Origin of the sequence: Streptomyces sp. NPDC047079 (genome assembly GCF_040643755.1) — a bacterium.
Taxonomy (GTDB): Bacteria; Actinomycetota; Actinomycetes; order Streptomycetales; family Streptomycetaceae; genus Streptomyces.
On the sequence record NZ_JBEYUZ010000005.1, the window covers coordinates 210,977 to 237,400 of the forward strand.

At 72.0% G+C, this 26,424-nt stretch carries 24 protein-coding genes; 13 read left to right on the plus strand and 11 right to left on the minus strand.

Going from position 1 to position 26,424, the window contains the following annotated elements:
• Window positions 1–33 precede the first annotated feature (33 nt).
• The 4 genes from tgmA to ABZ823_RS10150 all read left to right on the plus strand — a co-directional run bounded on the left by tgmA (window position 34) and on the right by ABZ823_RS10150 (window position 4,616).
• Complete coding sequence (tgmA, locus tag ABZ823_RS10135; RefSeq protein ID WP_361656402.1) at window positions 34–225, plus strand: putative ATP-grasp-modified RiPP; 192 nt, start codon at window positions 34–36, stop codon at window positions 223–225.
• 16 nt (window positions 226–241) lie between these two features.
• Window positions 242–1,222: an ATP-grasp ribosomal peptide maturase gene (tgmB, locus tag ABZ823_RS10140; RefSeq protein ID WP_361656405.1), complete on the plus strand. Its 981-nt coding sequence runs from the start codon at window positions 242–244 to the stop codon at window positions 1,220–1,222.
• Window positions 1,223–1,439: 217 nt separating this feature from the next.
• Complete coding sequence (locus ABZ823_RS10145) at window positions 1,440–2,399, plus strand: LysR family transcriptional regulator (RefSeq protein WP_361656408.1); 960 nt, start codon at window positions 1,440–1,442, stop codon at window positions 2,397–2,399.
• 252 nt (window positions 2,400–2,651) lie between these two features.
• Window positions 2,652–4,616, plus strand: coding sequence for a collagenase (locus tag ABZ823_RS10150; RefSeq protein ID WP_361656411.1), 1,965 nt, complete (start codon window positions 2,652–2,654; stop codon window positions 4,614–4,616).
• 139 nt (window positions 4,617–4,755) lie between these two features.
• Here the strand turns inward: ABZ823_RS10150 and ABZ823_RS10155 are convergent, their stop codons facing one another.
• The gene (locus ABZ823_RS10155; protein WP_361656414.1) at window positions 4,756–5,568 is read right to left on the minus strand and encodes an SAM-dependent methyltransferase; all 813 of its coding nucleotides are present in this window, start codon (window positions 5,566–5,568) and stop codon (window positions 4,756–4,758) included.
• Between the two features lie 260 nt (window positions 5,569–5,828).
• Between ABZ823_RS10155 and ABZ823_RS10160 the strand changes: the two genes are divergently transcribed.
• The 4 genes from ABZ823_RS10160 (at window position 5,829) to ABZ823_RS10175 (ending at window position 11,370) form a co-directional block, all read left to right on the plus strand.
• A complete protein-coding gene (locus tag ABZ823_RS10160; protein WP_361656859.1) occupies window positions 5,829–7,058 on the plus strand; it encodes a GAF domain-containing SpoIIE family protein phosphatase in 1,230 nt (409 codons plus the stop codon).
• 252 nt (window positions 7,059–7,310) lie between these two features.
• Window positions 7,311–8,021, plus strand: a complete 711-nt coding sequence (locus tag ABZ823_RS10165) for a hypothetical protein (protein WP_361656417.1) — start codon at window positions 7,311–7,313, stop codon at window positions 8,019–8,021.
• Window positions 8,022–8,319: 298 nt separating this feature from the next.
• Complete coding sequence (locus ABZ823_RS10170) at window positions 8,320–8,850, plus strand: hypothetical protein (RefSeq protein WP_361656420.1); 531 nt, start codon at window positions 8,320–8,322, stop codon at window positions 8,848–8,850.
• Window positions 8,851–9,303: 453 nt separating this feature from the next.
• Window positions 9,304–11,370, plus strand: a complete 2,067-nt coding sequence (locus ABZ823_RS10175) for a SpoIIE family protein phosphatase (RefSeq protein ID WP_361656422.1) — start codon at window positions 9,304–9,306, stop codon at window positions 11,368–11,370.
• A gap of 57 nt (window positions 11,371–11,427) precedes the next feature.
• Here the strand turns inward: ABZ823_RS10175 and ABZ823_RS10180 are convergent, their stop codons facing one another.
• The 3 genes from ABZ823_RS10180 to ABZ823_RS10190 all read right to left on the minus strand — a co-directional run bounded on the left by ABZ823_RS10180 (window position 11,428) and on the right by ABZ823_RS10190 (window position 15,578).
• Window positions 11,428–12,219, minus strand: coding sequence for a DUF429 domain-containing protein (locus tag ABZ823_RS10180; protein WP_361656425.1), 792 nt, complete (start codon window positions 12,217–12,219; stop codon window positions 11,428–11,430).
• A 63-nt stretch (window positions 12,220–12,282) separates the two neighbouring features.
• Complete coding sequence (locus tag ABZ823_RS10185) at window positions 12,283–14,745, minus strand: SpoIIE family protein phosphatase (protein WP_361656428.1); 2,463 nt, start codon at window positions 14,743–14,745, stop codon at window positions 12,283–12,285.
• A 119-nt stretch (window positions 14,746–14,864) separates the two neighbouring features.
• Window positions 14,865–15,578 (minus strand): ScbR family autoregulator-binding transcription factor, encoded by a 714-nt coding sequence (locus ABZ823_RS10190; RefSeq protein ID WP_361656431.1) that lies wholly within the window; start codon window positions 15,576–15,578, stop codon window positions 14,865–14,867.
• Window positions 15,579–15,686: 108 nt separating this feature from the next.
• On the opposite strand from ABZ823_RS10190, the gene ABZ823_RS10195 reads away from it, so the two are divergent.
• The gene (locus tag ABZ823_RS10195; protein WP_361656434.1) at window positions 15,687–16,637 is read left to right on the plus strand and encodes a ScbA/BarX family gamma-butyrolactone biosynthesis protein; all 951 of its coding nucleotides are present in this window, start codon (window positions 15,687–15,689) and stop codon (window positions 16,635–16,637) included.
• A 267-nt stretch (window positions 16,638–16,904) separates the two neighbouring features.
• On the plus strand, window positions 16,905–17,672 hold the full coding sequence (locus ABZ823_RS10200; protein ID WP_361656437.1) for an HAD family phosphatase: 768 nt from the start codon (window positions 16,905–16,907) through the stop codon (window positions 17,670–17,672).
• A gap of 149 nt (window positions 17,673–17,821) precedes the next feature.
• Here the strand turns inward: ABZ823_RS10200 and ABZ823_RS10205 are convergent, their stop codons facing one another.
• The 6 genes from ABZ823_RS10205 to ABZ823_RS10230 form a co-directional block, all read right to left on the minus strand.
• Complete coding sequence (locus ABZ823_RS10205) at window positions 17,822–18,586, minus strand: metallophosphoesterase (RefSeq protein WP_361656440.1); 765 nt, start codon at window positions 18,584–18,586, stop codon at window positions 17,822–17,824.
• Entirely contained in the window at window positions 18,583–18,873 is a 291-nt protein-coding gene (locus ABZ823_RS10210; RefSeq protein ID WP_361656443.1) for a BON domain-containing protein, read from the minus strand. Before ABZ823_RS10210 ends, ABZ823_RS10205 begins: the two co-directional genes overlap by 4 nt.
• Window positions 18,870–19,562, minus strand: a complete 693-nt coding sequence (locus tag ABZ823_RS10215; protein ID WP_361656446.1) for a nucleotidyltransferase family protein — start codon at window positions 19,560–19,562, stop codon at window positions 18,870–18,872. Before ABZ823_RS10215 ends, ABZ823_RS10210 begins: the two co-directional genes overlap by 4 nt.
• A gap of 206 nt (window positions 19,563–19,768) precedes the next feature.
• On the minus strand, window positions 19,769–20,137 hold the full coding sequence (locus ABZ823_RS10220) for a PP2C family protein-serine/threonine phosphatase (RefSeq protein WP_361656449.1): 369 nt from the start codon (window positions 20,135–20,137) through the stop codon (window positions 19,769–19,771).
• Window positions 20,134–20,394 (minus strand): hypothetical protein, encoded by a 261-nt coding sequence (locus ABZ823_RS10225; RefSeq protein WP_361656452.1) that lies wholly within the window; start codon window positions 20,392–20,394, stop codon window positions 20,134–20,136. The genes ABZ823_RS10220 and ABZ823_RS10225 overlap by 4 nt, the downstream gene beginning before the upstream one ends.
• An 87-nt stretch (window positions 20,395–20,481) precedes the next feature.
• On the minus strand, window positions 20,482–20,811 hold the full coding sequence (locus ABZ823_RS10230) for a hypothetical protein (protein WP_361656455.1): 330 nt from the start codon (window positions 20,809–20,811) through the stop codon (window positions 20,482–20,484).
• A 281-nt stretch (window positions 20,812–21,092) separates the two neighbouring features.
• Between ABZ823_RS10230 and ABZ823_RS10235 the strand changes: the two genes are divergently transcribed.
• The 3 genes from ABZ823_RS10235 to ABZ823_RS10245 all read left to right on the plus strand — a co-directional run bounded on the left by ABZ823_RS10235 (window position 21,093) and on the right by ABZ823_RS10245 (window position 23,518).
• Entirely contained in the window at window positions 21,093–21,809 is a 717-nt protein-coding gene (locus tag ABZ823_RS10235) for a PAS domain-containing protein (RefSeq protein ID WP_361656458.1), read from the plus strand.
• Window positions 21,806–23,029, plus strand: a complete 1,224-nt coding sequence (locus ABZ823_RS10240) for a GAF domain-containing SpoIIE family protein phosphatase (RefSeq protein ID WP_361656461.1) — start codon at window positions 21,806–21,808, stop codon at window positions 23,027–23,029. The genes ABZ823_RS10235 and ABZ823_RS10240 overlap by 4 nt, the downstream gene beginning before the upstream one ends.
• A 96-nt stretch (window positions 23,030–23,125) precedes the next feature.
• Entirely contained in the window at window positions 23,126–23,518 is a 393-nt protein-coding gene (locus tag ABZ823_RS10245; RefSeq protein ID WP_361656464.1) for an ATP-binding protein, read from the plus strand.
• A 35-nt stretch (window positions 23,519–23,553) separates the two neighbouring features.
• Here ABZ823_RS10245 and ABZ823_RS10250 read toward each other — a convergent pair whose 3' ends face one another.
• A complete protein-coding gene (locus tag ABZ823_RS10250) occupies window positions 23,554–26,316 on the minus strand; it encodes a SpoIIE family protein phosphatase (protein WP_361656467.1) in 2,763 nt (920 codons plus the stop codon).
• Between the last annotated feature and the right edge of the window lie 108 nt (window positions 26,317–26,424).

Here is a 26,424-nt window from a genome sequence, read left to right on the forward strand (position 1 = left end):
GCCTGCTGAGGAAGCACCGAACAAGGAGAGACGATGCGACCGTTCGCGCTGGACTACGCTCGCCCGGCCGAGGATTGGGAGGTCAGCACTCCGTACAGCTACGACTCCGCACTGCAGTTGAACCTTCTCCCGGACGGGCGGATAGCCGCCCACGACTACGCGGTGTTGCGGGAATGGGGGGCCACGACCTCGACGGCGGGCTCGAAGACCCACTTCGACGACTGAACGCGGCACGCCGACGATGACCGTGCTGATCCTCACCTGTGAACAGGACGTGACGGCGGACATGGTGGTGGCCGAGTTGCACGGGGCCGGAGTTCCGGTGGTCCGGCTCGATCCGGCGGACCTCCCGGGAGCGGTCGCCCTCTCCGGGGAGTACGTGCACGGCGCCTTCCAGGGGCACCTCTGTGCCGGCGGCCGTCTCGTGAGCACGAACGGGCTGCGGTCCATCTGGGTGCGCAGACCCGGGGTTCCCGCCGCGCGGGCCGCCGAGCCGTCGGCCTGGCTGACCGAGGAGACCTCGCAGGCCCTCTACGGGATGCTGGACGGCACCGGTGCGCGCTGGATGAACCGCCCCGACGCGGCCCGCCGGGCGCGTCACAAGCCCTGGCAACTCCGTCTCGCCCAGCGCACCGGACTCCCCGTGCCGGCCACCTTGATCACGACCTTTCCGCAGGCCGCCCGCGACTTCGCCGAGCGCTTCCCCGACCTGGTGGTCAAACCCGTCTCCGGCACGCACCCGCAGGACCCTCCCCGGGCGGTGCCCACCAGTCGTATCGCTCCGGACGCCGACTTCGCCGCCGTGGCCTTCGGGCCCACGCTGCTCCAGCGGCGGATCGCCAAGCGCGCCGACATCCGCCTCACCGCCGTCGGCGACCGGCTGCTGGCGGCGCGCAAACCGGCCGCCGCGGACTCCGACGACGTGGACGTCCGGTTCGCCCCCTCCGCCGGTCCCTGGCGGCCCGTCGACGTCCCACCGCGTATCGCGACCGCCGTGCACGCCTATCTGCGAGGGGCCGAACTCACCTATGGCGCCTTCGACTTCGTGGAGGACGCCGACGGCATCTGGTGGTTCCTGGAGTGCAACCAGTCGGGCCAGTTCGGGTTCGTGGAGATGGACACGGGCCAGCCGATCGCCCGCACGCTCGCCCGATGGCTGGCGCGCCATGACGGTGGTGAACAGGAGTCGGAGCCGCCCTCTTCGCTCCGCCCGGCACACTGACCCGGCACCCGCCGAAGGTGGGCGGATCCGCGTCTTGTGGGCGCGACGGCACGGTGGAACGCTTCCCCTCCGCCGGTGTGCCGCGGACACCGGCCGGACCGACCGGACGACGGGGCGGACCGGGGCTGCGAGGACGACGGGGAGGACCGGGACGGCGACGACCGGGACGGCGGGGGCGACGGGGAGGGCCAGGGCGACGGGGAGGGCGAGCGGGCGGATGGAGTTGGAGCTTCGGCATCTGCGTGTGCTGTGCGCGATCGCCGACGCGGGGAGCGTGGGCCGGGCCGCGTCGGACCTGGGGTACTCCCAACCGGCCCTGAGTACCCAGCTACGGCGCATTGAACGCTTCTTCGGCAGGCCGCTCTTCGAGCGCGGAGTGTCGGGCGCGACGCTGACACCGTACGGCTTCGAGATCGCGGCGGAGGCACGGGAGGTGCTGGCACGTGCCGAGGCGATCGGGCATCGAAGGGCGGCGGACGCCTCGGGAGCGCGCCGGACGCTGCGCCTGGCCGCGACCAACTCACCGGTCCTCTCCGGCATGGTCGCCCGGGTCCGCGGCCGGCTGCCGGAGGTCTCGCTCACCGTGAGCAGCGTGTACGCGTCCTCGGAGATCGTCGAACTCCTGGAGAAGGGTGAGGTGGACGCGGCGGTCGCCGCCGACTACCCCGGCAGGGAGCTACACCACTCCGCCTCGCTGGCACATCGCGGGATCGTCACCGAGCCGTCCTTCGTGGCCCTGTCGGCCCGTCACCGGCTCAGGCGCCGCCCTCAGATCGCACTGGCGGACCTGGCCGAGGACGCCTGGTTCGTGACACCCGACGACGGGGCCGGCTGGCCGGGCGTCTTCTACTCGGCCTGCGAGGCGGCCGGCTTCTCACCGGTGGCGGTGCACACGTTCCTCGGTGACCGGCAGCAGCTGCTGAACATGATCGCCGACGGCCTCGGGGTGTCCCTGGTGCAGGCGACCCTCCGGTCTGTCCCGGGCGTGCTGATCAGACCGCTGAGCGGGACGCCCTTGTGGTGCCGCTATGTGCTGGCCTGGCGGCGCGGCTCGGTTCCCGACGAGGTGGCGGAGACGCTGTTCACCTCCGCCACGGCCGCCTACCGCGATCTCGTCGCGCAGTCACCGCACTTGAGAGCCTGGGCGACGAGGACATGGAGCGTGGCCGGGCGGTAGGGCGGGCCCGGTCGTGAGGCGGGCCCGGTCGTGAGGCGGGCCAGGTGGCAGGGCGGGCCCCGTAGTGAGGCGGGCCCCGTAGTGAGGCGGGCCCAGTGGTGAGGCGGGCCGACGGCAGCCTGCGGGCGTGTTATGGGACATCAGTGCAATGTGCTATGTCACACCCCATTGTTGGCGACCGACGGCGCTGAGAAGGTGCCTCTCACGCCTCATCACCGTTTCCGAGGCGCATCTATCCGCAAAGGAGTCGGGATGCGCTACTTCGCCCTGCCCGCAAGCGTGGCCGGCGCACTCGCCGCCGGGATGACCCTCGTCGGCCTGCTGGCGCCGCCCGCGTTCGCCGCGCCCGGGCCGCCCACCGGCGCTGACGCCCCCACCGCCGTCCACAACTCCGCGCCGCCCGCTCCGACGGGCTCGACCCTCGCCACTTCCGGCCGCGCCGTTGAGGACCGGCGGATGGCTCCCACCCAGCTCCCTCCCCTGCACCCCGCCGTGTCCCCGCACGATCCGGATGCCGCGCCCGCCCCGGGCGCCGCGTCGAAGACCGCCTGCTCTCCGGCCGACTTCGGCGGCAGAACCGGCTCGGCACTCGTCGCGCTCGTCAGAGCCTCGACGGTGGAGTGCGTCGACAGCCTGTTCGCCGTCACCGGCGCCGACGCGGGCAGGGTCTTCGGAGAGTCCCAGATGGTCACCGTCGCGGACGCTTTCGCACGTGCTGCCCGGCGGTACGGCGGCGACAACTCGGCCGGCATCTGGCAGCTGGTGCTGTTCCTGCGGGCCGGCTACTACGTGCAGTTCGACAACCCGTCGGACACCGGGCCTTACGGAGCACGGCTGACCGCGGCCACGGCCCGTGGACTCGACGCCTTCTTCGCCCGCCGGCACGCCTGGGACGTCACCTCAGCGAACGGCGACGTCCTCGCAGACGTCGTCATCCTCACCGACAGCGCCGACCTACAGGGCCGCTATCTCCGCGCCTACCGACGGCTGCTGAGCGGATACGACGCCTCCTACGATGACGTCGCGAGCATGGTGGCGGCCGTCAACGACGTCTACACACCCCTGTGGCGCGGAAACTGGAACACCGCCTATGTCAGCGCTGTCACGGCCGACCCGCGCATCATCGGCACCCTCCACACCTTCGCCGTCGACCACATGAACCTGCTGGGCACCGACCGCGCCTATCTGGACTCCAACGCCGGGATGAGCCTTGCGCGCCACGTCGAGCACCCCGCGCTGACGGCCCTGGTCCGGCCTCCGGTCAAGGACCTGTTGGACGCCTCTCGGATCACCGGCCGGACCGCGCAGTTGTGGGTGGCGCTCGCGACCCAGGTGGACAGCTACGACAAGGCCGGTTGCTCGTACTACGACGTCTGCGACCTGGCGGGCCGGCTGAGCAGGGCGGCGCTGCCGGTCACCCACGCCTGCGACGCCACGCACACCATACGGGCCCAGTCGCTGACCGCCACCGACCTCGCGGCCACCTGCGCCGACGTGCTGGGCCAGGGACCGTATGTGCACGGCCTCGTCAAGGACGGGGGACCGATACCCGGCCAGTATGAGTCGACCGTCCACCTCGTGGTGTTCGCCAGCCGGACCGACTACCAGACCTACGCCGGGGCGATCTTCGGCGTCAGTACGGACAACGGTGGCATCACCCTCGTGGGAGACCCCGCCGACCCCCGCAACCAGCCGGTTTCGATCATGTACCAGAAGGCGAACGACGACGGCTTCACGGCCCGGATATGGAACCTCAACCACGAGTACACGCACTACCTCGACGCACGCGACGACATGAAGGGCGACTTCGCACAGCAGACGGCGGTCCCGGACATCTGGTGGATAGAGGGGCTGGCCGAGTACGTCTCCTACGGCTACCGGGGCATCACCGACGGCCAGGCAGTGGCCGAGGCGGGCAAGCACACCTACACCCTGAGCACGCTGTTCCAGAACACCTACGCCAACAGCGACGTGACCCGTACCTATCCCTGGGGCTATCTCGCGGTCCGCTACATGGTCGAGAGGCACCCCGCGGACATCCAGGGCATGCTCGCCCGCTTCCGGGTCGGCGACTACCCGGGCGGCTACGCCGTCTACGCCACCGACATCGGCACCCGCTACGACGCCGACTTCGACGCCTGGCTCACCGGATGCGCCGCGGGCGGCTGCGCCGGGCCGGGGCCGGGCAGCCTCCGTCCGGCGCACCAGCCGGGGTAGCCGGGGCGACAGGCCGGCCGACCGCGGCAGCGGGGCCTCGCGGGACCCGGGCAGGGATCTCGCCCTCGCGCCGCCGGCCGGCCTCGTCGACTCGAAGTCAAGACGCGCTTACCGACCTTCCGACGCGTGCCCGGTCGGTTCAACGACGCTTGCGGCCGACTCCCGCGTAGACCCAGTACTCCGACGGGTTCTCCGGGATCGGGTCCCCCGGGTCGGGACGCCACAGGGGCACATGGACCAGACCGGGCTCCGCCAGTTCGAAGCCGTCGAACAGGGCGAGGATCTCGGCGCGGGAACGCGCGGTGACCGGCGATGTGGCCCTGGACCGGTACAGCTGTCCCACGGCGGCAGCGGTGCCCGGGCGGTCCTCGTTGGTGGCGTGCGTCAGCGCCAGCCAGCCGCCGTCGGGAAGGGCGTCCCGGAAGGCGGCCGCGATGCCGGCCGGGCTCTCCTCGGAGGTGATGAAGTGCAGGATGGTGATCATCAGTACGGCGACGGGCTGGTCCAAGTCGATCAGCCGGCGCACCTGCGGGGAGGACAGGACGTCGGCCGGGCGGCGGATGTCGGCGTCGACGATGTCCGCGTCCGGGTTGTCGGCGAGCAGGGAGGCGCTGTGCGCCACGGCGACCGGGTCGTTGTCGACGTAGACCACCCGTGTTCCCGGGCAGGCGCTCTGCGCCACCTCGTGGACGTTGCCCTGGGTGGGGATGCCTGACCCGAGGTCTATGAACTGCCGCACCCCGGCGTCGACGAGAAAACGCACCGCTCTCTGGAGAAAGGCCCGGTTGGCCCGAGCCAGAGTGCGCACCTGGGGGTCGATGGCGGTGAAGGCGGCGACCGCCTCCCGGTCGATGGCGAAGTTGTGCTCCCCGCCCAGCATGGCGTCATACATCCGGGCGACGCTTGCCTTGCCGGGATCGACGCCCTTCGGAAGGAACCGGTCACCCGGCACGGCAACTCCCCTCTCGGCCAATGATCTTGATGTTCCATCATATAGCTGCGTCCTGACCCCCGGCGAGGCGTCGCCGATGCCGCGCGGTCGCAACCGGCCCCACCCGGAAAGGCACGACCCTGCGGAACCAAGCGCGCAGCCAGCTGGACGCATCACCGGCCGCCGCACACTCGCGTCGCCGGCCGGCCTTCTCCCCCGCGGCCGACGTCATCGGGTCGGAGCTCGATCTCGGCCTGACCGGCCGTCATATCGTCCAGGCACTGACGCCCGGCTTCTGCGACGCAGCCTCGGTGTACCTGCTGGAGCGCTGGCTCGTCGAGGAGAGCCCCTACCCGGCCGGGGACCCTCCCCATGTCGAGGCCCGCCGGCTGGCGCTGCGGGTGGGGACGGAGGCCTCCACGCGATGGGAGGACATACTGCCGGTCGGTGAGGTGATCGTCTTCCCGTGCGAGACGCCGTACGCCCGGGCCCTGGCCACCAGGCGTCCGCAACTCCTGGACACGGTGGACGCGCATACGTCCGAGCGGCTGCGCGCCTCGGGCGGCGACGACGCACGCATCGTGCATCTGTTGCGGACGGCGTCCTTCCTTGTCGCGCCCCTGCATCTGCGGGGCGCCGCCGTCGGTTTCGTCGTCTGCGGTCGCGGACCGGACCGGGCCCGCTTCCTGCCGGACGACGCCGTGGCCGTGGAGTCGCTGGCCGCGCGGGCCTGCGTGGCCCTGGACAACGCGCGTCGGTACGAACGCGAGCGCCGGACCGCGCTGGCCATCCGGCAGAGCCTGCTGCCCGCCACCGCCCACTCGTTCGACGGCTGCCGCATCGCCCACGGCTATGTGCCCGCCGGGCACGACACCATCGTCGGCGGCGACTGGTTCGACGTGCTGCCGCGGCCGGGCGGCCGTATCGCTCTGGTCGTCGGCGACGCCATGGGGCACGGTCCGGAATCGGCCGTGGCGATGATTCAGCTGCGCACGGCCGCCCGCACCCTTGCGGGTATCGACATCACCCCGGCCGAACTGGTGCGCAGGCTCGACTCGCTCGCCTGTGACACCCCCGCCGCCTCCTTCGCGACGTGCATGTACGCGGAGTGGGACGCGCAACGCCACACGTGCACGCTCGTCGGGGCAGGTCACCCTCCCCCGCTGATCCGAGGCACCGACGGACGGGCCGCACCGGTCACCCTCACCAGCGCGGGCCTGCCGCTGGGCCTGGGCACCGGCACGTACGAACCCACCGTGCTCCCTGTGCCCGAACCGGCGCTGCTGCTGCTCTACAGCGATGGCATGGTCGAGTCCCGTCACTCCGACATCGACCAGGGCATCGCCCGCCTCGGGAGCCTCTTCGCCCAGCACACGGACGAATGTGCGGACATCACCGCCCCGGACACCCTGCACGCGTGGTGCGAGCGGATCCTGCACCACCCGTCGGTCACCGGCGGCACGGACGACCGAACCGTGCTTCTGGCTGCGCTGACGCCCGCCAAGGACTGACGGTCAACACACGGTCCCGGCCCTCCGATTCGGTGCGGCCGAGAGCTGACAGGCACCGCACAGCCTGAACCCTCACCCTCGGCTCGAGCACAAGACATGACTCGAGAGGACCAAGAGGTCGCACTCATCCGTACCATCACTACGCCGGGGTATTCGCGCAGTTGCCGCCACCGTCACACGGACGCCAGCCCGAGAACACCTGCGCTTTGCCATCCACGCCCGCACCACGACATCCGGAGAAAGGTCGACCCCATGTCCGAGAGCACCACTCGCGCCACCGATCTGACATCGCAGTACGCCGCCCAGGTGACCGACGACCTCGAACGCAACGTCAAGGAGCAGGACCGCGTCAGCGCGGAAATCGCCGCACTCCAGGCGCAACTGGCCGCCCTCCAGCACGACCACGCCGTGCTGGTGAACATGCAGCAGGCACTCGGGCTGACCCCGCCCCCCGCCGGGCCCGCGTCCGAGCACGCCACCGTGCCCGCTGCCCGCAGGAGGCCCGGCGCCAAGTCCGGCACGGACGAGCAGGTGAAGTCGAAGAAGAGCGCCCCTTCGCGTGGCCGCACCACGGCCAGGAAGCCCACCGCGAAGAAGGCCGCCAAGAAGCCCGCGGGCGAGCCTGCCGCGGTGAGGACGGACAAGCCTGCCGCGGGGAAGACGGACAAGGACACCGCGGCGAAGACGGCCGAGCCCACACTGGTCGACCTCGTCCGCCGTCACCTCTCGGAACAGAGCGAGCCACGCTCCTCCGCGGAAATCGCCGCGGCGCTGGGCCGGGTCCATCCCGAGCGTGGCATCAAGACCACCGTCATCCGCACCACGCTCGAAGGGCTCGTGGCCAGGAACCTGGCCCAGCGCAGCAAGCAGGGAGCGTCCGTCTTCTACTCCTCCCCGGACGCCGCCGAGGAGCAGGCCGCCGCTCCGGCCGAGGACACCACGGGTTCGGAGCGGCCCGAGTAGGCCTCCCGCCCGCGGGCCGGCCGTCTCGGAAGGCCCAGCCCCGGCGAGGGCACGCGGAGGCCTGACTGCGGGAAGACCTCGAAGCCCCCCGGTAGGCCGGAGACGACCGGAGGCTCGCGAACAACACCATCGGCGCACACGGCGGCCCCCTCGCGGCCCGAGAGGCATCGGAAGGGTCCGGCCCCCGGCCAACGCGGACCTCCCCGAGTGGGGCGCGGTGGTCGCCGGCTCATCCGTCCCGGTGCATCGCCCGCGCGCCGCCGCTTCCCCGGGATCTTCGGTACGCGACCGTGGGTGGATGCGCCGCACGCTCCTCTTCGTCGTCGTCGCGCTGCTCGCCGCCGGGTGCGTGACCGTCCGGCCCGACTACGGCGACCGGCCCGTCCGGCAGGCCGAGGTCAACGATGCCCGTGCGCCTGCGCCGGCCGCTCCGCATGCCTCGGGGCCGCGGCCTCCACGCGGAGTCGCAGGGCTCGTACGCACCGGTCCAGCACCTCGTCCGGGGCCGGGGCGTCCCTCGCCCGCCGGCCTGCACGCCGCCTCGCAGGCGAACCGGCCCGTCCCGGCACAGCGCCGGGCGGCACCCACGCCCCGCCGCGCGGGCCCCGCGCCGGACCTGCCTCCGTCGCAGGGGCACCCCGGTCAGCGGACCGTCACCGCACCGACGCCACGCCCCGTCCCCCGTGGCACAGCGGGCTACGAAGCGTCCGCGCGGCCCGCCGCCGCACCTTGGTTCCCGGCCTCGTCGCGCCCCGGCACCGGCCCGTTCGCCCTCTGCGGTCTGGTCGAGGGCATGGGGCTGGGCCAAGCCGTGGCCGGCGTCTGCTAGGGGGTTTCGTTTGGATCGGTTCGGATCAGGCCGCGGCGTCCGGGGCAAGGGGCATCTCCCAGCGGTAGCCGGGGGAGCATCGCAAGGCGGAGGGCCGCCCGCGTACTGGATGTACTCGGGTGTCCGACAACGCGGCGAGGTGCCGTACCGGGCGTCGCGGACCCGGGCTGATCCAAACGAAACCCGCCTGTGCCCAACAGGCAACGTTCGCCCGGCACGCTCCCCCACGCTTCGCTCGCGCGGGCGGTGCCCCCATCGCCGCACCGACCGAAAGCCCAACCCGCCGAACCCTCCGCCAGCGCCACCGTCCGTATATGCCCGGCCACCGACCGTTTCCGGGCTGTGCAGGCCACACGGGCAGGGGCAGCATGGAAGTACCGGGAGGCAGGACCTGGGCGTGAGCCACGCCGGCGAGTGACAACGGTCGCGGCGGCAGGCGGAGGGAGACGTGGGATGGAAGCCGAATCCTTCCAGGCCGACCGCGATCGATCAGGCCCCGGGCAGCCCCGGCCCGCCACCCTGCTGGACGTCCTCAGCGTCGCCGCGGTGGTGCTGGACTCCGGCGGGCGGATCGTGTTCTGGAGTCCCCAGGCCGAGGAACTCTTCGGCTACTCGGCGCAGGAGGCCCTCGGCGAGTACGCGGGGCGACTGCTGGTCCACCCGGACCACCTCCAGACCGTCCTCGGTCTGTTCACCGAGGTGATGGAGACGGGCCGCAGCTGGGCCGGTTCCTTCCCCGTCCTGCGCAAGGACGGCAGCACCCGGCTGACGGAGTTCCGCAACATGCGGCTCCTCAACGATGCCGGCGACGTCTACGCGCTGGGCATCGCGGCGGACCACGACACGTTGCAGCGCGTCGAGACCGACCTCGCCCTGTGCGAGCGGCTGATCGACCAGTCCCCCATCGGGCTGGCCCTGATGGACCCCGACCTGCGCTATCTCCTGGTCAATCCGGCACTGGAGCGCATCGACGGCATTCCCGCCGCGGAGCACATCGGCCGCCATCTGCGGGAGACCCTGCCGTTCCCCGACATGGACACCATCGAGTCCGCCCTGCACCAGGTGCTGGCCACCGGTACCCCGATCCTCGACCAGTACGCGGTCGGCCGCACACCGGCCGACCCCGACAACGACCACGCCTGGTCGCTCTCCTTCTACCGGCTGGAAGACCCCGGCGGTCGGATCCTGGGCGCCGCGACCTCGGTCGTCGACGTGACGGAGCGGCACCGCGCGGCCACCGAGGCCGACCGCGCCCGGCGCCGCCTGGCCGTGATCGCGGACGCCTCCGCCCGCGTCGGCACCACCCTGGAGGTGGAGCACACCGCCCGCGAACTGGCCGAGGTCGCGACCCCCGAACTCGCCGACGTGGTCGCCGTCGACGTCCTGGACTCCGCACTGGCCTGCCGCCGCACGGGCCGGCCCGACAGCGGCCCGGAGCTCTTCCGCGCCCTGGCCCTCAAGGCGACCCATCCCACCGTGGCCCTCCGCGCGGCCGACCCGCCCGGTGACCTCGCCGCCTACGACGGGGACCGGCTGGTCACCCTGTGCGTGCACACCGGCCGGCCCGTCCTGGTGCGTCATGTCACCGAGCAGGACCTAAGGCGCATCGCCCGCGATCCCGAGGCCGGCTCGCTCCTGGCCCGCGCCGGCGTCCACTCCTATCTGGCGGTGCCGTTGATCGCCCACGGGGAGGTACTCGGCGCGCTCGACCTCAAGCGCACGCGCAACCCGTTGCCCTTCCACGACGACGACGTGGTCCTCGCCTGTGAGCTGGCCGGTCGCGCCGCCGTGGCCATGGACAACGCGCGCTGGTACCAGAGCGTGCGCAACACCGCCCTCACCCTCCAGCGCAGCCTGCTGCCCGACCGCCCACCGCACCACCCCGGCCTCGAACTCGCCTACCGCTACCAGCCCGCCCAGGCCACCAGCGAAGTCGGCGGGGACTGGTACGACGTCATCCCCCTCGGCGACGACAAGACGGCGCTCGTCGTGGGCGACGTCATGGGAAACGGCATCGACGCCGCTGCCACCATGGGCCGGCTGCGCACCGCCACATGCGCCTACGCGGACCTCGACCTGGCGCCCGGCACCGTGCTCCAGCACCTCGACAAGATCACCTGCGATCTGGAGCACTACATCGTGACCTGTGTGTACGGGACCTACGAACCCAGCCGGCGACGGTGCCACCTGGCCAACGCGGGCCATATGCCGCCCGCGTTGGCCCGTCCGGGGAAGGAGCCCGTGCTGCTTGACCTGCCTCCGGGCGCGCCGCTCGGGGTGGGCGGCGTCCCCTTCGAGACCACGACCGTGGAGCTCCTCGCAGGCGACCTGATGATCCTCTACACGGACGGTCTCGTGGAGACCCGCCACCACCCCATCGACGACCGTCTCAACGCGCTCCTGGCCCTCCTGGACAAACCGGAACGGCCGCTGGAGGAGATCTGCGACCTTCTGCTGCACGGACTGCGCCACCCCGACGACCACGACGACGTGGCCCTGCTCGCGGTCCGGGCGCTGTAGGACATCCACACCCCGTCCCTACGGCCGCGCGCTTCGCCGACGCGGGCGAGGTCCCGGTCAGCGGCGCAGGGCGGCGAGGTCCGTACCGGGCAGGTGGATCCAGCCCTCGTGCCGGGCTGCCTCGCGCTCGTCCGGGGAGCGCGGGCCCAGGGTGTCCCCGATCCGGACGGCGCGGGCGACCAGGGCGCAGATCAGGGCGTCGAGATGGTCGTGGCTGGTGGCACATGCCGCGCGCACCGGCTCGGGCAGGGGCGCTCCCAGACCCGACTCCAGCGAGCGGACGATGTGCTCCCGGACGGAACGCGCCTCGGGTGTGCCGCTCTTGTAGCTGCGGGCCGGGCGTATCCCCCACCGTCTCAGCGCCGCGGCGGGGTAGACCTCGGCGACCGGCCCCGACCCGTCCCGGGACACCGCGACACCGTCGGCCGCGAGGGCATCCAGCAGGTGGGCCGCGCGGAGCGCCACCACTCCGAGGAGGTCGGTGGACACCGACAGCGGGGGCCTCATCGCGGTCGCCTTCCAGGTCAGGTCGTCCGTCAGACGGAAGCGCAGTGCGTCCAGACCGGGTCTGCCGTCCGTACGCTCCCCGAACCTGACAGGGGCGGGGAGCCGTTCTCCCCGGTGGTGGGCCACGACGGTGGCCACGAAGTGCGACGGCCAGCCCAGGGGGCAGTCCACGCCCGTCTTGCCGGCCGTCCGCATCATGTCCAGCAGGTCGGCGTCACTCTGCGGCACGAGGAACTCGGCGGCCAGGCCGCCCTCGTCCTGCCAGGCCACCCGGCACACGGCCGTGCGCCGTGCGCTCGCGGCCAGGTCGATACCGACCGTCACCGCCCGTCCTCGTGTCATGCCGACATCCTTGTGCACCGGCGGCTGCAAGGGCCACCTGCGTGGAGCCGGGCCGGAGCCCGCTCACGGGGTCGGCAGTTGCGGCGTGAGCGGAAGTTCGGCCCAAATGGTCTTGCCGGAGCGGGTATGGCGGCTGCCCCAGCGCCGGGAGAGCTGGGCGACGATGAGCAGACCGCGGCCGCCCTCGTCGGAGAGGCGGGCGCGCTTGAGATGGGGTGCGGTGCTGCTGGCGTCGCCGACCTCGCAGATCAGGGCCGTGTCGCGGATGAGCCGCAGGTGCACCGGTGGGGAGCCGTAGCGGATCGCGTTGGTGACCAGCTCGCTCACCACGAGTTCGGCCACGAAGGCCGCGTCCTCGAGCTGCCAGGTGGCCAGCCGCTCGCAGGCGAGTTCGCGGGCCAGGGCCACGACGGAGGGCTCCGAAGGAAGTTCCCAGGTGGCGACACGGTCGGCGCCCAGGGCCCGGGTCCGGGTCAAGAGGAGCACGACATCGTCGGTGCGGGCGTCGGGGAGCATGCCCAGCGCCCGGTCGCACGTCTCCTCCAGCGGAAGGCCGGGGTCGGCGAGGGCCGCGCGCAGCAGGTCGCAGGCCTCGTCCACGTCCCGTGCCGGGGATTCGATCAGCCCGTCGGTGTAGAAGGCGAGAACGCTGCCTTCCGGGACGGCGAACTCGGCGGCTTCGAACGGCAGGCCGCCGAGGCCCAGGAGAGGCCCGGCGGGCAGGTCCAGGAAACGCACGGAGCCGTCCGGGGTGGCCAGGACGGGCAGGGGGTGGCCGGCCCGGGCCACGGTGCAGCGCCGGGAAACGGGGTCGTACACCGCGTACAGGCAGGACGCGCCGACCTCGCCCGAGCCGGGGGCGGAGCGGTCGTCGGTGTCGTCGCGGTCCATGAGCAGCACGAGGTCGTCGAGGTGCGTGAGCAGTTCGTCGGGAGCCAGGTCCACATCGGCGAGGGTGCGTACCGCCGTGCACAGTCGGCCCATGGTCGCCGAGGCCGTGATCCCGTGACCGACCACGTCCCCCACGACGAGGGCCACCCTGGCGCCCGACAGGGGGATCACGTCGAACCAGTCGCCGCCGATGCCCGCACCGAAGTGGGCGGGCAGATACCGGGAGGCGATCTCCACGGCGGGGTGGTGCAGTGCGGGGTGCGGGAGGATGCTCTGCTGGAGGGCGAGTGCGGTGGCACGTTCCCGGCCGTAGCGGCGGGCGTTGTCGACGTGGACCGCCGCGCGGGCGCTCAGCTCTTCGGCGAGCCGGAGATCGTCCACCTGGAAGGGGGCCTTGGTGCGGTGGCGGAAGAACAGCGCCAGCCCCAGTGTGACTCCGCGGGCCCGCAGCGGTACGGCCATGAGGGAGTGGATCCCGTACTCGCGGATGACGCGGGCGCGCTCGGGAGAGTGCTCCGCCCACCACTGCATGATGTCTCTGGCGTGGTGCAGGGTGCCCCGGCCGGCGGCGAGGGCGCGTCCCGGCGGAGAGTCCTCGGGGTAGGTGTAGATGCCACCCACCGGGACCACCGACTCCGGGCATCCCGGCAGGACGGAGCGCTTGGCGGTTCTGCGAAAGACCAGCAGGCTGTGGTCTCCGGCAACCGTCTCCTCCGTCTCCTCGCCTGTGAGGACGCTGTCGAGCAGGTCCACGAGGACGAAGTCGGCGAAGTGGTCGGTGCCGACTTCCGCGAGCTCGTCGGCGGTGCGGCTGAGGTCGAGGGTGGTGCCGATCCGCAGCGTCGCGTCGTTGAGGACGGCCAGTCGGCGACGGGCGCGGAACTGCTCGGTGGTGTTCACGGCCGCCGCCGAGATGCCGCACACCTGGCCGCCGGGTCCGCGCACGGGGTACAGCGACAGCAGCCAGAACCGCGGGCCGGTGACGCCGGAGCCGGGTGAGTGCGCCTCGCACGTCACCGTCTTCCCCGTGTGCAGGACCTCCCGCATGGCGTCGCCGATGCTCTGGAGGCCCAGCGCCGTGTCCCCGGTGCGGGCTTCCCCGATGGGCCGGTCGAGGAGTTCGTGATCCTCCGAGCCGGACTCGCGCCTCATGGCGGCGTTGACCTCCAGCCGCACTCCCCTGCGGTCGTACAGGGCCATGGGCAGTGGAAGCTGGTCCAGGGCCCACTGCTTGAGCAGGGCGATGTCCGGTTCGCCGCTGCTCCCGGGTGGGAGCCCGGGGGGCTCGAGGCCCTCGGTCGTCAGGAACCAGTACGTGTCGCCGGCCGCGTCCCGCAAGGGATGGGCCCTGAGCGTCCATGACAGCGGGTGGCCGTCCCGGTGCCGGAGGGTGACGCGGCCGCTCCAGGGCTCCCGTCGGACGTGGCTGCGCTGGACCGCCGCCGGCGGGGGCTCGGCGAGCAGTTCCGTCGCGGCCCGGCCGACCAGTTCCCGCGGCTCGTAGCCGAGGAAGCGCCCCACGTCCGGGCTCAGCGCGATCACCACGCCCCGGGGATCCACCATGACCCCAGCGCCCGGAGCGGGCTCCCGCCGTACGGAGCGGTGCCTGTCCGGTATCGCGGAGCCCTTCGCCATGTCGCCGCCCTCGTTCTGTCGTCCGGGCCGCCCTCGTTCTGTCGTCCGGGTGCCGTCCGGCGTCGCCGGTGGGCCCATCCGCAGCACTGCGTCCAGGCTGCTCCCGCGATGGGCCTTTCTCAACCGCTGATCACTCCGGGGCGGGGCGCCGGGCTCTGCGACCCGGCCGTGCGGTGGAGCCGGCGGCCGCGGTGCCCGTCCTCGCGGCCCGCGGCCCGCCCGCTCACCTCGGCGAGCAGCGCCTGTGGTGCGGGGTCCGCCTGGAGGGCGGGGAGAAGCAGCAACCACAGGTCGGTCAGGCGGTCCTCGATCAGCACCCGGTTGTCGAGGGCGTCGGAGAGGGTGTGCAGTCCGAAGAACGCGGCGACCAGGGTGGGGGCGTCGCGGCTGGGCTCCGCGTAGGGGGCGAGATCCCCCTCCGTCCGCGCCTGGGTCAGCATGGCCTCGACCGTGGCGATCCAGTCCACGAAGGGCGGGGGCATCTCGACGGCGATGGATCTGCGCTCGGCCCAGAGCCGGGCGCCGGCGCGGACGAGGACGTCGTCGCGGAAGGCGCGGGCCACCGCGAAGCTCAGGCGCACCAGCTTCCGAAGGGTGGGTTCGAGGGCGGCCGCGTGGTGCGCCACCAGTGCGGGCCAGGTCGCGAAGTGGGCTTCCACCACGGCCAGGGCGAGCTGTTCTTTGTTGGTGTAGTGGAAGTAGATGGCCCCGCTGGTGCGGCCGGACCGTTCGCTGATGTCGTTGATGCTGGTCGCCGCATATCCCCGTTCGAAGAACAGGTGAGCCGCCGCCTGCAATACGGCTCGGCGGGTTTCTTCTGCCCGATCCTGCACGTGTGTTCCCTTGTCTGTCGGTGGAGCGCGAGAGGAATGTAGCCGTCCCACCGGCTGGGCACGAGGCCGCGCGTGCGGAACCAACAATTGTCTTATTAGCTGTATTACATGGACTCTCGGCAGCGGGCGCAGGGTGCTCAGGAATCGGTCGACGGGTGCGCCCGGCACGGTTCCGGAATCTGCTGTCCCTCGCTGAGTTGGTCCAGGACCGTGGACCGCGCATGGGTACACAGGATTTCGGTGGCCGAGGTCCTGCTGACGGATGTCCGCCGCTGCGGACCTCTCAGCTTCTGCGCGGCGGCCGCCTGGACCCGCTCGCACCCCACATTCCCCCGGGGGCGCGACGACCGGCACAGCCCGTGGATGGTCGTCGAGACGCTACGCCAACTCGGCATCTGCATTCCGCTGCGCCACTTCGGCGTGCCGCCCACGGCCCGCTTTCTGATCAGCGACCTGGCCTACGAACTCGACCCTGCGGCAGAGCCCAGGGCACCCCACGGCGCTAGCGAGATCACCTGTCGGGCAACCGTCGGCGAGATCCGCACCGACCGAAGCGGGACGACGGTGACCGGCCTGCGGATGCGGGTCGCGTTCCTCGCCGGGGACCGGTCGTTCGCGCACGCGGCCGGCGGGGCGCGGTTCCTCGACGCCGGACGGTACGCGGCCCTGCGATCCGGCGCCGTCACGACCGCGACGGCCAGCCGACGGCCTCGGCCCGAACCGGCCCTGCTGGGGCTCGAGTCGGCGTCGGACGTCGCCATCTCCCTGGAGGGCGAGGACGTCCTCCTGGATCCCGCCGATCCCCGCCATCCCTTCCTCTTCGACCACGGCGCGGACCATGTGCCGGGGATGGCCGTGCTGGAGGCGGCACGGCAGACCGTCGCCCTGCGCAGCGGAGGACGGCTGATCCGACCGATCTCCTGCCGTATGACGGCCCTGCGATTCACCGAACACACTCCGCCCGCCGTCATTCACTGCTCCGCATACGGCAGTTCCGTCCTCTTCCATTGCCGTCAGGGCGCCGAGCGGACAGTCCGGGGAATGCTGCGCTATCGCTGAGATGTCACCCACACGTGCGTATTGCGTCGGCAAATCTCCCCAACCTGTCAAACAGAGCGTAGCGTTCATTATGTTTCTGGTTCCGGACGCAATCGGGACCATCGCAGTGTGCGGTGCGCGACCTCCGCAGCAGTGAACGGGCGACCTCCGCACTGCACTTCACACTTTCCCGCAGTGAACGAAGTCCACCCTGCGTACCGGAACCTCCCCTTGGCGGATCGCCGCCTTCCGGCAGTTCCGTCCCGCACCAGAACGGCAAGCAAGCACATGACGACCCATCGCATCTTCGACTGGACACCCCAAGCCGTCGTCTTCGACTGCGACGGCACCTTGGTGGACTCCGAGCGCCACTGGCAACAGGCACGCGACATCGTTCTGCGTGACAACGGTGCCGCGCCCGACCCGGAGTTCACGCAAAGCAGCAAGGGTCTGCACTACACCGAGTGCGGCGCCCTCATGGCGCGCCTGGCCGGAAAACCGGAGGCCGCCGAGGAGATGACCCGCCAACTCCTGGCCGGCTTCCGCGCACTCGTGGCACAGTGCCCCGTGGCCGTGCGCGGAGCACCGGGCCTGGTGACAAGCCTGAGCCGGTTCGCTCCCCTGGCGGTCGCCAGCAACTGCCCGGCCGACGTCGTGGAGTTCAGCCTCCAGTCGGTGGGCCTGAGACAGCGCTTCCGGCACATCGTCGTACCCGGGCCGGGCGTTCGCCCCAAGCCGTCTCCGGACACCTACGTCGAGGCCGTACGGCGGCTGGGCGCGGAGTGCGGCGAAGCCCTGGCGGTCGAGGACTCCCTCAACGGCCTCAAGGCGGCCGTCGACGCGGGTCTGCGGGTGATCGGGGTCGGCCGGAATCCCGGCCCCAAGGCCCTCGCCCTCGCCGATCTGTGGGTGGACACGCTGGAGGACCCGACGCTGATGGCCTGGGCGAAGAGCCGGCCCACGGCCCCTCGGGACGAGGCGGACGGCACGCCGGTACGGCCGAAGGTTCCCCGGCAGGGCGGCCGGAACCAGTCCGGGACGAGGGCCGTTCCCTGACGGCGCCAGGGCGCTCCGGGCGAGCGCCTCAGCACTCCGGCGCCCGCCACGGGAACGCTCCGGCGCCCGGTCGGCCCGGGTGCGGCCCCCGAGCGCGACGGTGCGCACGGAGCGATGCGCGGCCCTGCCCGGCGGCGGACGGTCCGGACTCAGTCCGGCGCCGGGCCGGACGCGCCGGCGGGCAGCGGCTCGTGCACGTGCAGGTGGTAGACGCGAAAGGCCCGCCCGATGACCGGCTGGGCCACGTTGCGCACCTTGACACCACCACTGGTCATGCCGTGTTCCGTCCCGGCATGAGCGTGCCCGTGCACCGCGAGGTCGGCCCCGGCCGTGTCGATCGCCTCGGCCAGCAGATAGCTGCCCAGGAACGGGTAGATCTCCAGCGGCTCACCGGCCAGCGTCTCCGGCACGGGGGAATAGTGAGTGAGGGCGATACGCACATCACAGCCCTGCTCGTCCAGCTCCTCCAGGGCCCCCCGCAGGGCATCGGCGCACCGCCGTGAGCAGCGTACGAACTCCTTCATCAGCGGCTCACCGAATTCGCCGGCGCTGCGACCGACGAAACCGCCGCCGAATCCCTTGGTACCCGCCACGCCGACCCGGGTGTCCCCGAGGGTCAGGACGGTTCCACGACCCTCCAGGACCCGGGCACCCGCGTCCTCCAGGACGGCAGCGACCTCTTCGGGCCGCTCGTCGTGGTGATCGTGGTTGCCCAGCACCGCCACCACCGGCACCGCCAGGTCCTGGACCTCCTGTGCCACCACCCGGGCCTCCTCCGTGGTGCCGTGACGGGTGAGGTCCCCGGCCAGCAGCAGCACGTCGGCGCACTCGGGAAGGGACTCGAAGGCCGGACGCAGCGCGCCCTTGCTCTCCGGCCCCATATGGATGTCCCCGACCGCCGCCACCCGGATCATGCGAGTTCCTCCGCGTGGCCGGGCGCGGAGTTCTCCGCCACCAGGATGTCGCTGTGGACCGGGACTCCGGCCAGTTCCTCGCGCACCATGCGCAGGATCTCCTCACGGCACTGCGCGGAGGCGACCGTGCCGGTCAGCTTCACCGCCTCGCCGCGGACCTCCACCCGGACGCCCAGCTCACCGGGATGCCCGGCGGCAAGGTGCTCGATGAGGTGGGCGACTCGGTACTCCGTGTTCCCGGCTGCCGGAGCACCCGAGGGTGCCGGCCCTGCGCCGTGGCTGCTCATGGCGCCTCCTTCCGGGGGGCGATGACGTTCAGGCGTTCGAGAAGAAAGAAGAAGGCGGCGGGCATCGGCTCCTCCCCGCAGTCCCGCCGCACCTGCTCCCAGTCGACCCTCTCGCGCAGCGCGCGGGCGACGGGGAGGACCGCGCCGAAGTCGCAGTGATGCTCGGAGAAAGCGGCGATCAGGCTCCACACCAGATCGGTGGGCGACAGCACGGGCATCCGCACCGAGGCGACGGGGAGTTCCTGAGCCCGGCCGAGCATCTCCGTGGTGACCGGCCGGTGCGCCAGCTCGAAGATGACGTCGATGTCCTGGTCGAAGCACTTGGCCTTCAGCAGCCAGTCCTCCGGCGGCTTGTAGACCGTCAGGCCCGCGTTGTCCAGCGTGGCCGCCACCGCCTCGGCGTCCTCGGGCCGCACGCAGAAGTCCGCGTCGTGCTGAAGGTGCTCGCTGCCGCCGTGGGCGTAGACAGCCACGCTTCCGGCCAGCGCGAACATGTGCCCCTCCCGCTTCAGCAGGGCGCCCACGCGCTTCGTCGCCTCGAGGATCGCCTGGCTGTGATCGGGGGGCAGGTCGTGCAGCTGCGGCGGCCGCGGGTGGCACGCCTGCTGCTCCGCCGGCCGCGCCGCCAGACGGAGTTCAGGTGTCTCGGCCTGCCGGGCGGGCTTCACGTCGTCCCCGTTCTGCGTCATGACCACTCCATATGCCGCACCGGGCAGCCCCTGCCCGGCTGTCCGGTCCCGGACCCCTTGGGTGCTCCTCTGAGTACCCGATACCCCCTCTTCGACACCGCACGTCCCGACCGGGGCGCGTGGGGGGCCGGCGGGCGCCCGGTGGGCCCTCTCGCGCCCCGTTCGAGACCGTCTCGCGCCCGCGTACGGCGACGTCTCGGAAGGAGTCAGGTGCCGACGAGCGAGGGGCCTCGGCGCCGGATGGCGATGGCCGCGGCGTCGTCCCCCAGGCGGCCACGGGCATGAGCGACGAGGTCGTCGCGCAGGCAGCCCAGCAGCCGGTCGGGGGGCTCGTCACCCCAGGCGCGCACGCGGGCCGTCAGCGGGTAGAACTCACCCCGGGCATCCCGCGCCTCCAGGACGGCGTCGGTGTACAGGAGCAGCAGGTCACCGCGCGCGAAGGGGAAGGTCTCCACCTCGTAGTCGCAGTCGCCGCACAGATCCCCCCTACCCAGGGGCGGTGCGGTGTGCCCCACGAGGAGCGGTCCCGCCCAGTCGTCGCCGAGGAGCAGGGGCGGCGGGTGACCGCACGTCACGAGGTGCAGCGCCGACTCGTCGTCGGGGATGTCCTGAAGAGCAGGGCCCCGACGGCCAGGCCGCTGATCGCGGTGGTCAGCCGGGGTCCTGCGAACGCCGCGGTGACGGCGGGCGCCGCGACCAGGAGCGGGCCCAGGTGGATGTCCGGTGGGGCCAGCACGTCTCCGGTGCACACGACGACGAGTGCCGACGGGATGAGCACGAACGCCGGGCCGGATCGCGAACCACGCAGGTCCAGCAGTCGTCCAAGGGCCACACGTCTTGACCTCACCACCGCCGGGACCCCACCACTACCCGGATCGGTACGGTGCCGGAGCCCGACGGTCAGTGCGGGGACGGACGGTCAGTGCGACGAGGGCTGACCGGCGACGCCGGGGGTGGGGAACAGGGCCAACTGATCCATGATCCAGGCGTCGTACGTCCCCGGCCGGTCCCCGACCCAGTGGCCGGCCATCGCCAGCTGGTCCGCGACCCACGGGTCGATGCGACCGTTCACCCGCACATGCCCGGCGGCGTCACCGTGGGCGCCCTGGACCACGACGGCCCGGGCGGGGGTGTGCCCGGCCGACTGGGGGGTGGCCGCCGAAGCGGGGCCGCCGGTGGCGAAGAGAGCGCCTCCGACGAACACCGCGGAAACGCCCGCGGTGGTGATGCCCCGCACGAGCTTGTTCATGGTCTTTCCTCCTTGCACCGCCCGGCGTTCCACGACTGTGGCCGCCGGCGCCTGCCGTTGTTCCGGCGTGTGCCAGGCTACGCACGCGGCATGTAGTTGAACAATGAACTACCGAGGTGAGACGCGTCACCCGCCGGGCTTCACCGGGCACCGAGTGTGTGCCGCCGAGCGGGCGGCGCGAGTGCCTGCCAATCTGAAAGACGACCCGGTCGTCCGGCATTCCCCGGCCGACGGGAGCACTGGGCGGTCGGCACGGAGCACCGGTCGAACGGAGGGGTGCGATGACCACTCCAGACGAGGTGCCGGGCAACGGTGGCGTCCCGGCGACCCCGCGGGCGAGAGTCCTCCTGGACTCCGACGGCCTGATCACCGAGTGGAGCGAGGGGGCCGAGGCCCTGCTGGGGTACGGCCCCGAAGAGATGGTGAGCCGACCCCTGTGGTCGCTCCTCGTCCGGCCCGATCCGGCCGCCGAACCAGCCGGTCCCGACGCGCCGCCGGCCGGTGACGACCGCCTGGTGCTCCTGCGCGACCGGGCCGGCCGGCCGGTCGAGACCACATGGCACATGTACCCGCGCCTCACCCCCGAAGGCCCCCTGACATGGGTGGTCCTCCTCGCACGGGCGGACGCAGCGGACCCGGGCGACTTCGACTGCGCCGTGCTCGACGCGCTGCTGACCGAGGCACCGATCGGACTGCACCTTTTCGACACCGACCTGAGGCTGGTGCGGTTCAACACCGCCTCACCCGGTATGCGCCACGTCCGCCCCGAGGACGTCATCGGGCAGCGGGGCGCCGTTGTCGCGCCCCGCCTGGTGACCGGCGACCTCGAGGAGCTGCTGCGGCACGTACTGGACACCGGACAACCACTCATCGACTTCGTCCAGCAGGGTTATCCGCCGGCCGACCTCGGCCACGAGCACGTCTTCTCGATGTCCGCCTTCCGGCTGTGCGACCGCAGCGAACAGGTCCTCGGAGCGGGACCCTCGCCATCGACGTGACGGAGCGCCACCGGGACCGGGCTCGCCTCGAACTGCTCCACGACGTCGGCACGCGCATCGGCACCACCCTGGACATCACCCGTACCGCGGACGAGCTCGCCGAGGTCGCCGTCGGCCGCGTGGCCGACGGCGTCGCGGTGGACGTGCTCGACTGCGTCTGCCAGGGTGAGGCGCCCGAACCTGGCCCGGTACGGGACGAGATCACCTTCCAGCGCGTGGCCTTCCGGTCGACCCAGGCGGCCGGCCTGCCGCCCGCCTACCCCGTCGGCCAGAAAGCCTCCTACGGCTTCCCGTCGCCGCTCACCCAGACCCTGGCCGATCTTCGACCCCGCCTGATCCAGCGGATCGACGAAGCCGACGACTGGCTCACGCACGATCCGGTCAGAGCGGACCGCATCCGCGCCGACCGGGTGCACTCGCTGGTCGTGGTACCACTGGCCGCCCGCGGGACCGTGCTGGGCGTGGCGAGCCTCTACCGGTCCGTGACGTCCGCGCCCTTCGACGAGGACGACCTGACCGTCGCCGCGGAACTCGCCGCGCAGACGGGGCTGTGCGTGGACAACGCCCGCCGCTACACACGCGAGCGGAACGCGGCCCTCACCCTCCAGAACAGCCTGCTGCCAAGGCACCTGCCCGCGCAGAGTGCCGTCGACGTGGCGTTCAGCTATCTGCCGGGACACGCCAGCGGAACCTGGTACGACGTCATCCCGCTGTCCGGCGCGCGCGTGGCGCTCGCGGTCGGCGACGTGGCGGGCCAAGGCCTGCGCGCCGTCGCCACCATGGGCCGGCTGCGCGCCGCGACCCACAGCCTGGCGGCCCTGGACCTGGCACCCGAGGAGATGCTCGCCCACCTTGACGATCTGATGGTCCGACTGGTCGACGAGGGCCGGTCGGACGCCTGCCCACCCGTGGACGGTCAGCCCTCCACCGCCGGCTGTGCCTATGTCGTCTACGACCCCGCGAGCCGCCGCATCGACGTGGCCTGCGCCGGGCACCCGATCCTCCTCCACCCCGACGGCCATGCGCAGCCGGTGGACGTGCCCTGCGGGCCACCCCTCGGCAGCGGCGGTCCGCCACACGACACCTGGGAGACCCGGCTGCCCGAAGGGAGTCTGATCGCCCTCTACACCAAGGGGCTCGTCGGTGCGCGCGGCCGACGGCGTCTCACGGCTGACGAGCCTCCTCGGCCAGCCGCACGCGAGCGTGCAGGAGGCGTGTGACGCGGTCATCTACTCCGAGCTGTCCGGGCGGCCCGACGAGGACGTCGTGCTGGTGCTGGCTCGCACACGCGTCCTGAGCGACGACCAGGTCGCCTCGTGGATCTTCCCCAGCGATCCGGAGATCGTGTCCACCGCCCGCACCTGGTCGACCGCCAGCTCGCCTCCTGGGGGCTGTCCGCTCTGTCCTTCACGACCGAACTGGTGATCAGTGAGCTGGTCACCAACGCCATCCGCTACGCGCGCGGCACGATCCAGGTACGGCTGATCCGGGACCGCTCCCTGATCTGCGAGGTCACCGACGGCAGCAGCGCGGCCCCGCACCTGCGCCACGCGCGCGCCACCGACGAGGGCGGTCGCGGACTGCTGCTCGTCGCCCAGCTCGCGCACCGCTGGGGCACCCGCCACACCGACCGGGGCAAGACCATCTGGGCCGAGCAGACGCTGCGCTCCGAGCCGGACGACGAGCTGACCGTCACCGCGGACGCCTGAGCCGAGCGGTGTGCCCAGGCATCGCCCGCGGTTCCCTACGCGTCGTCCCGCGAGTCCGGTGGCTCGGAGGAGTCCTCGTCGGCGACGACCCCGGCGTCGAGGTGTGCGCCGGGCTGCCCGCCGTCGCGCGGCAGTGCCTGCTCGGCCCAGATCACCTTGCCCTGCGGCGTGTACCGGGTGCCCCAGCGCTCGGTCATCTGCGAGACCAGGAACAGGCCCCGGCCTCCCTCGTCGGTCGTCGCGGCGTACCGCAGGTGCGGCGAGGTACTGCTGCCGTCGGCCACCTCGCAGATCAGTGTGCGGTCACGGATCAGCCGTACGTGGATCGGCTCGGAGCCGTAACGGATCGCATTGGTGATCAGCTCGCTCAGGACGAGTTCCATGAGGAAGCCGATCTCGGTCAGGCCCCACTCGTCGAGCTTCTCGGACACGGCCTCACGCATCCGCGCGACGGCGGCCGGGTCGAGCGGTACGTCCCAGTCGGCGATCCGGTCGGGCGACAGCGGGCAGGTGCGGGCGATGAGCAGGGCGACGTCGTCCTTGGGCCGATCGGGCAGCAGGTCGTCCAGGACGGCCTGGCAGCTCTCCTCGGGCGAGCGTTCGGGATGGCCCGCCAGCGCCTCGCGCAGCAGTTCCATACCCACGTCCAGGTCCCGGGCGCGGTCCTCGATGAGGCCGTCGGTGTAGAGGACGAGCTGGGTCCCCTCCGGCAGGGCCAGCTCGGCCGTCTGGAACGGCATGCCGCCGAGGCCGAGCGGCGGCCCGGCCGGGAGGTCGGCGAAGGTGACGCTTCCGTCCGGATGAACCAGCGCGGGCGCCAGATGGCCCGCGCGCGCCATGGCGCAGCGGCGCGCGACAGGATCGTAGATCGCGTACAGGCAGGTGGCACCGACCACGCCCGCGGCGCTCTCCTCACCCGACTCGTCCTGGTCGATACGGCCGACCAGATCGTCCAGGTGGCTCAGCAGCTCGTCCGGTGGCATGTCGAGGGTGGAGAAGTTGTGCACCGCGGTACGCAGCCGGCCCATTGTGGCGGCGGCGTGCAGACCGTGGCCGACCACGTCCCCCACGGCCAGCGCCACCCGGCTTCCCGACAGGGTGATGACGTCGAACCAGTCGCCGCTCACACCGGACTGGGCGGGAAGGTAGCGGTAGCCGACCTCGAGGGCGGTCTGCTCGGGCAGGGCCCGCGGCAGCAGGCTGCGCTGGAGCGTGACCGCGAGGGCGTGCTCACGGGTGTAGCGGCGGGCGTTGTCGATGCTGACCGCGGCACGGGCCACCAGCTCCTCCGCCAGCGACAGCTCCTCGTCGTCGAACGGTTCGTGCTGCTTGGAACGCCAGAAGTTGGCCATGCCGAGCACGACGCCCCGGGCCTGGATGGGCGCGGCGATGAGGGAGTGGATGCCGTAGTCCATGATCTCCTTGGTCCGCCTGGGGTCCTGCGCGTGCCAGCCCGCGGCGGTCGACAGATCCGTCACCAGCACCGAGCGGCCGCTGCCGTAGCCGCGCGCCTGGGGTGTGGAGGGCAGGAAGTCGATCAGCCGGCCCTTCTCGTACAGCGGATGGTCGTCGCGCACTCCGGCCACGGCGACGCGTCGCATGGCCGTGGCCGCACCGCCCGGCTCCTCGCCGTGCAGCACGGCGTCGGCGAGGTCCACGGTGACGAAGTCGGCGAAGCGGGGCACGGCGACCCGGCCCAGCTCGTCAGCGGTGCGGACCACGTCGAGCGTGGTGCCTACGCACAGCCCGGCGTCGTACAACAGCTTCAGCCGCTCGCGTGCGACCTGCGCCCGGCCCGACAGCGCCTGTAGCTCGGTCGTGTCGCGCAGCGTGACCACGGTCCCCATGGGGCCTTGGCCGCGGTCCGTGGGCCGCTGGTTGACCGCCAGCAGCCGCTCCCCGGCGAAGTGCACCTCGTCGGTGGCCTCCCGGCCGGAGGCGAGCAGCGCGGTCGTTTCCGGGTCCAGGCCCGACAGCTCCGACACATGCCGCCCCTCGACGTCCGGGGGGAGCTCCAGCAGCCGCCGGGCCTCGTCGTTGGCCAGCAGCAGCCGTCCGTCGTCACCGATGATGAGGACCCCTTCCCGTACGGAGTGCAGCACCGCGTCATGGTGCTCGTACATCCGGGTCATCTCGTCCGGGGCGAGGCTGTGGGTCTGCCGTTGCAGCCGTCTGCTCATCAGTGCCGTCCCGCCGGTGGCCACGGCGAGCGCCCCGGCCCCGGCGCCGAAAATGATCGGCAGCTGGCGGTCCACCTCACTGACCACGTTCTTGACCTTGAGGCCCGCGGAGACCAGGGCCACCACCTTTCCCTGGGGGTTCTCGACGGGGACGATGGCCTGGACCTCGTGCCCGAGCGGGCCGTTGACGCTCTCGGTGTAGACCTTGCCCGCGAGCGAGGGCTCGATCGTGCCCACGAACCGCTGTCCGATCTTGCTCGGCAGGGGGTGGGTGTAGCGAATGCCGTGGGTGTTCATGACCACGATGAAGTCGACTCCGGCGGACTTGCGCCCGGCCTCGGTCATGGGCTGGAGCACTTTCGACGGATCGGGTGTCTGGAGCGCCGCGAGAAGGCCCGGGGAATGCGCGAAGGTCTGTGCCACGGCCACGGAACGGCGCTTGGCCTCGGCGCTGGTGTCGCGCTCCGATTGCAGGACAAGGGCGATCACGGCACAGGCCACGAGTAGCACGACCAGCGCCACCTGCAGAACGAAGACCTGCCCGGCGACGCTTCGCGGGCTTTTGCCTGTCAGTGACCGCAGCGACACGCGTCGGAACCGGGCGAAACGGTCCGCCATGGGACCTTTGTAGCACTGGTGATCCCAGGTGGCCATGGCCGGGACCTGAGGAGGGGCCCCCGGGCGCGTGACCCGCGGGTCACGCGCCCGGGCGCACGGTCCGTGCCA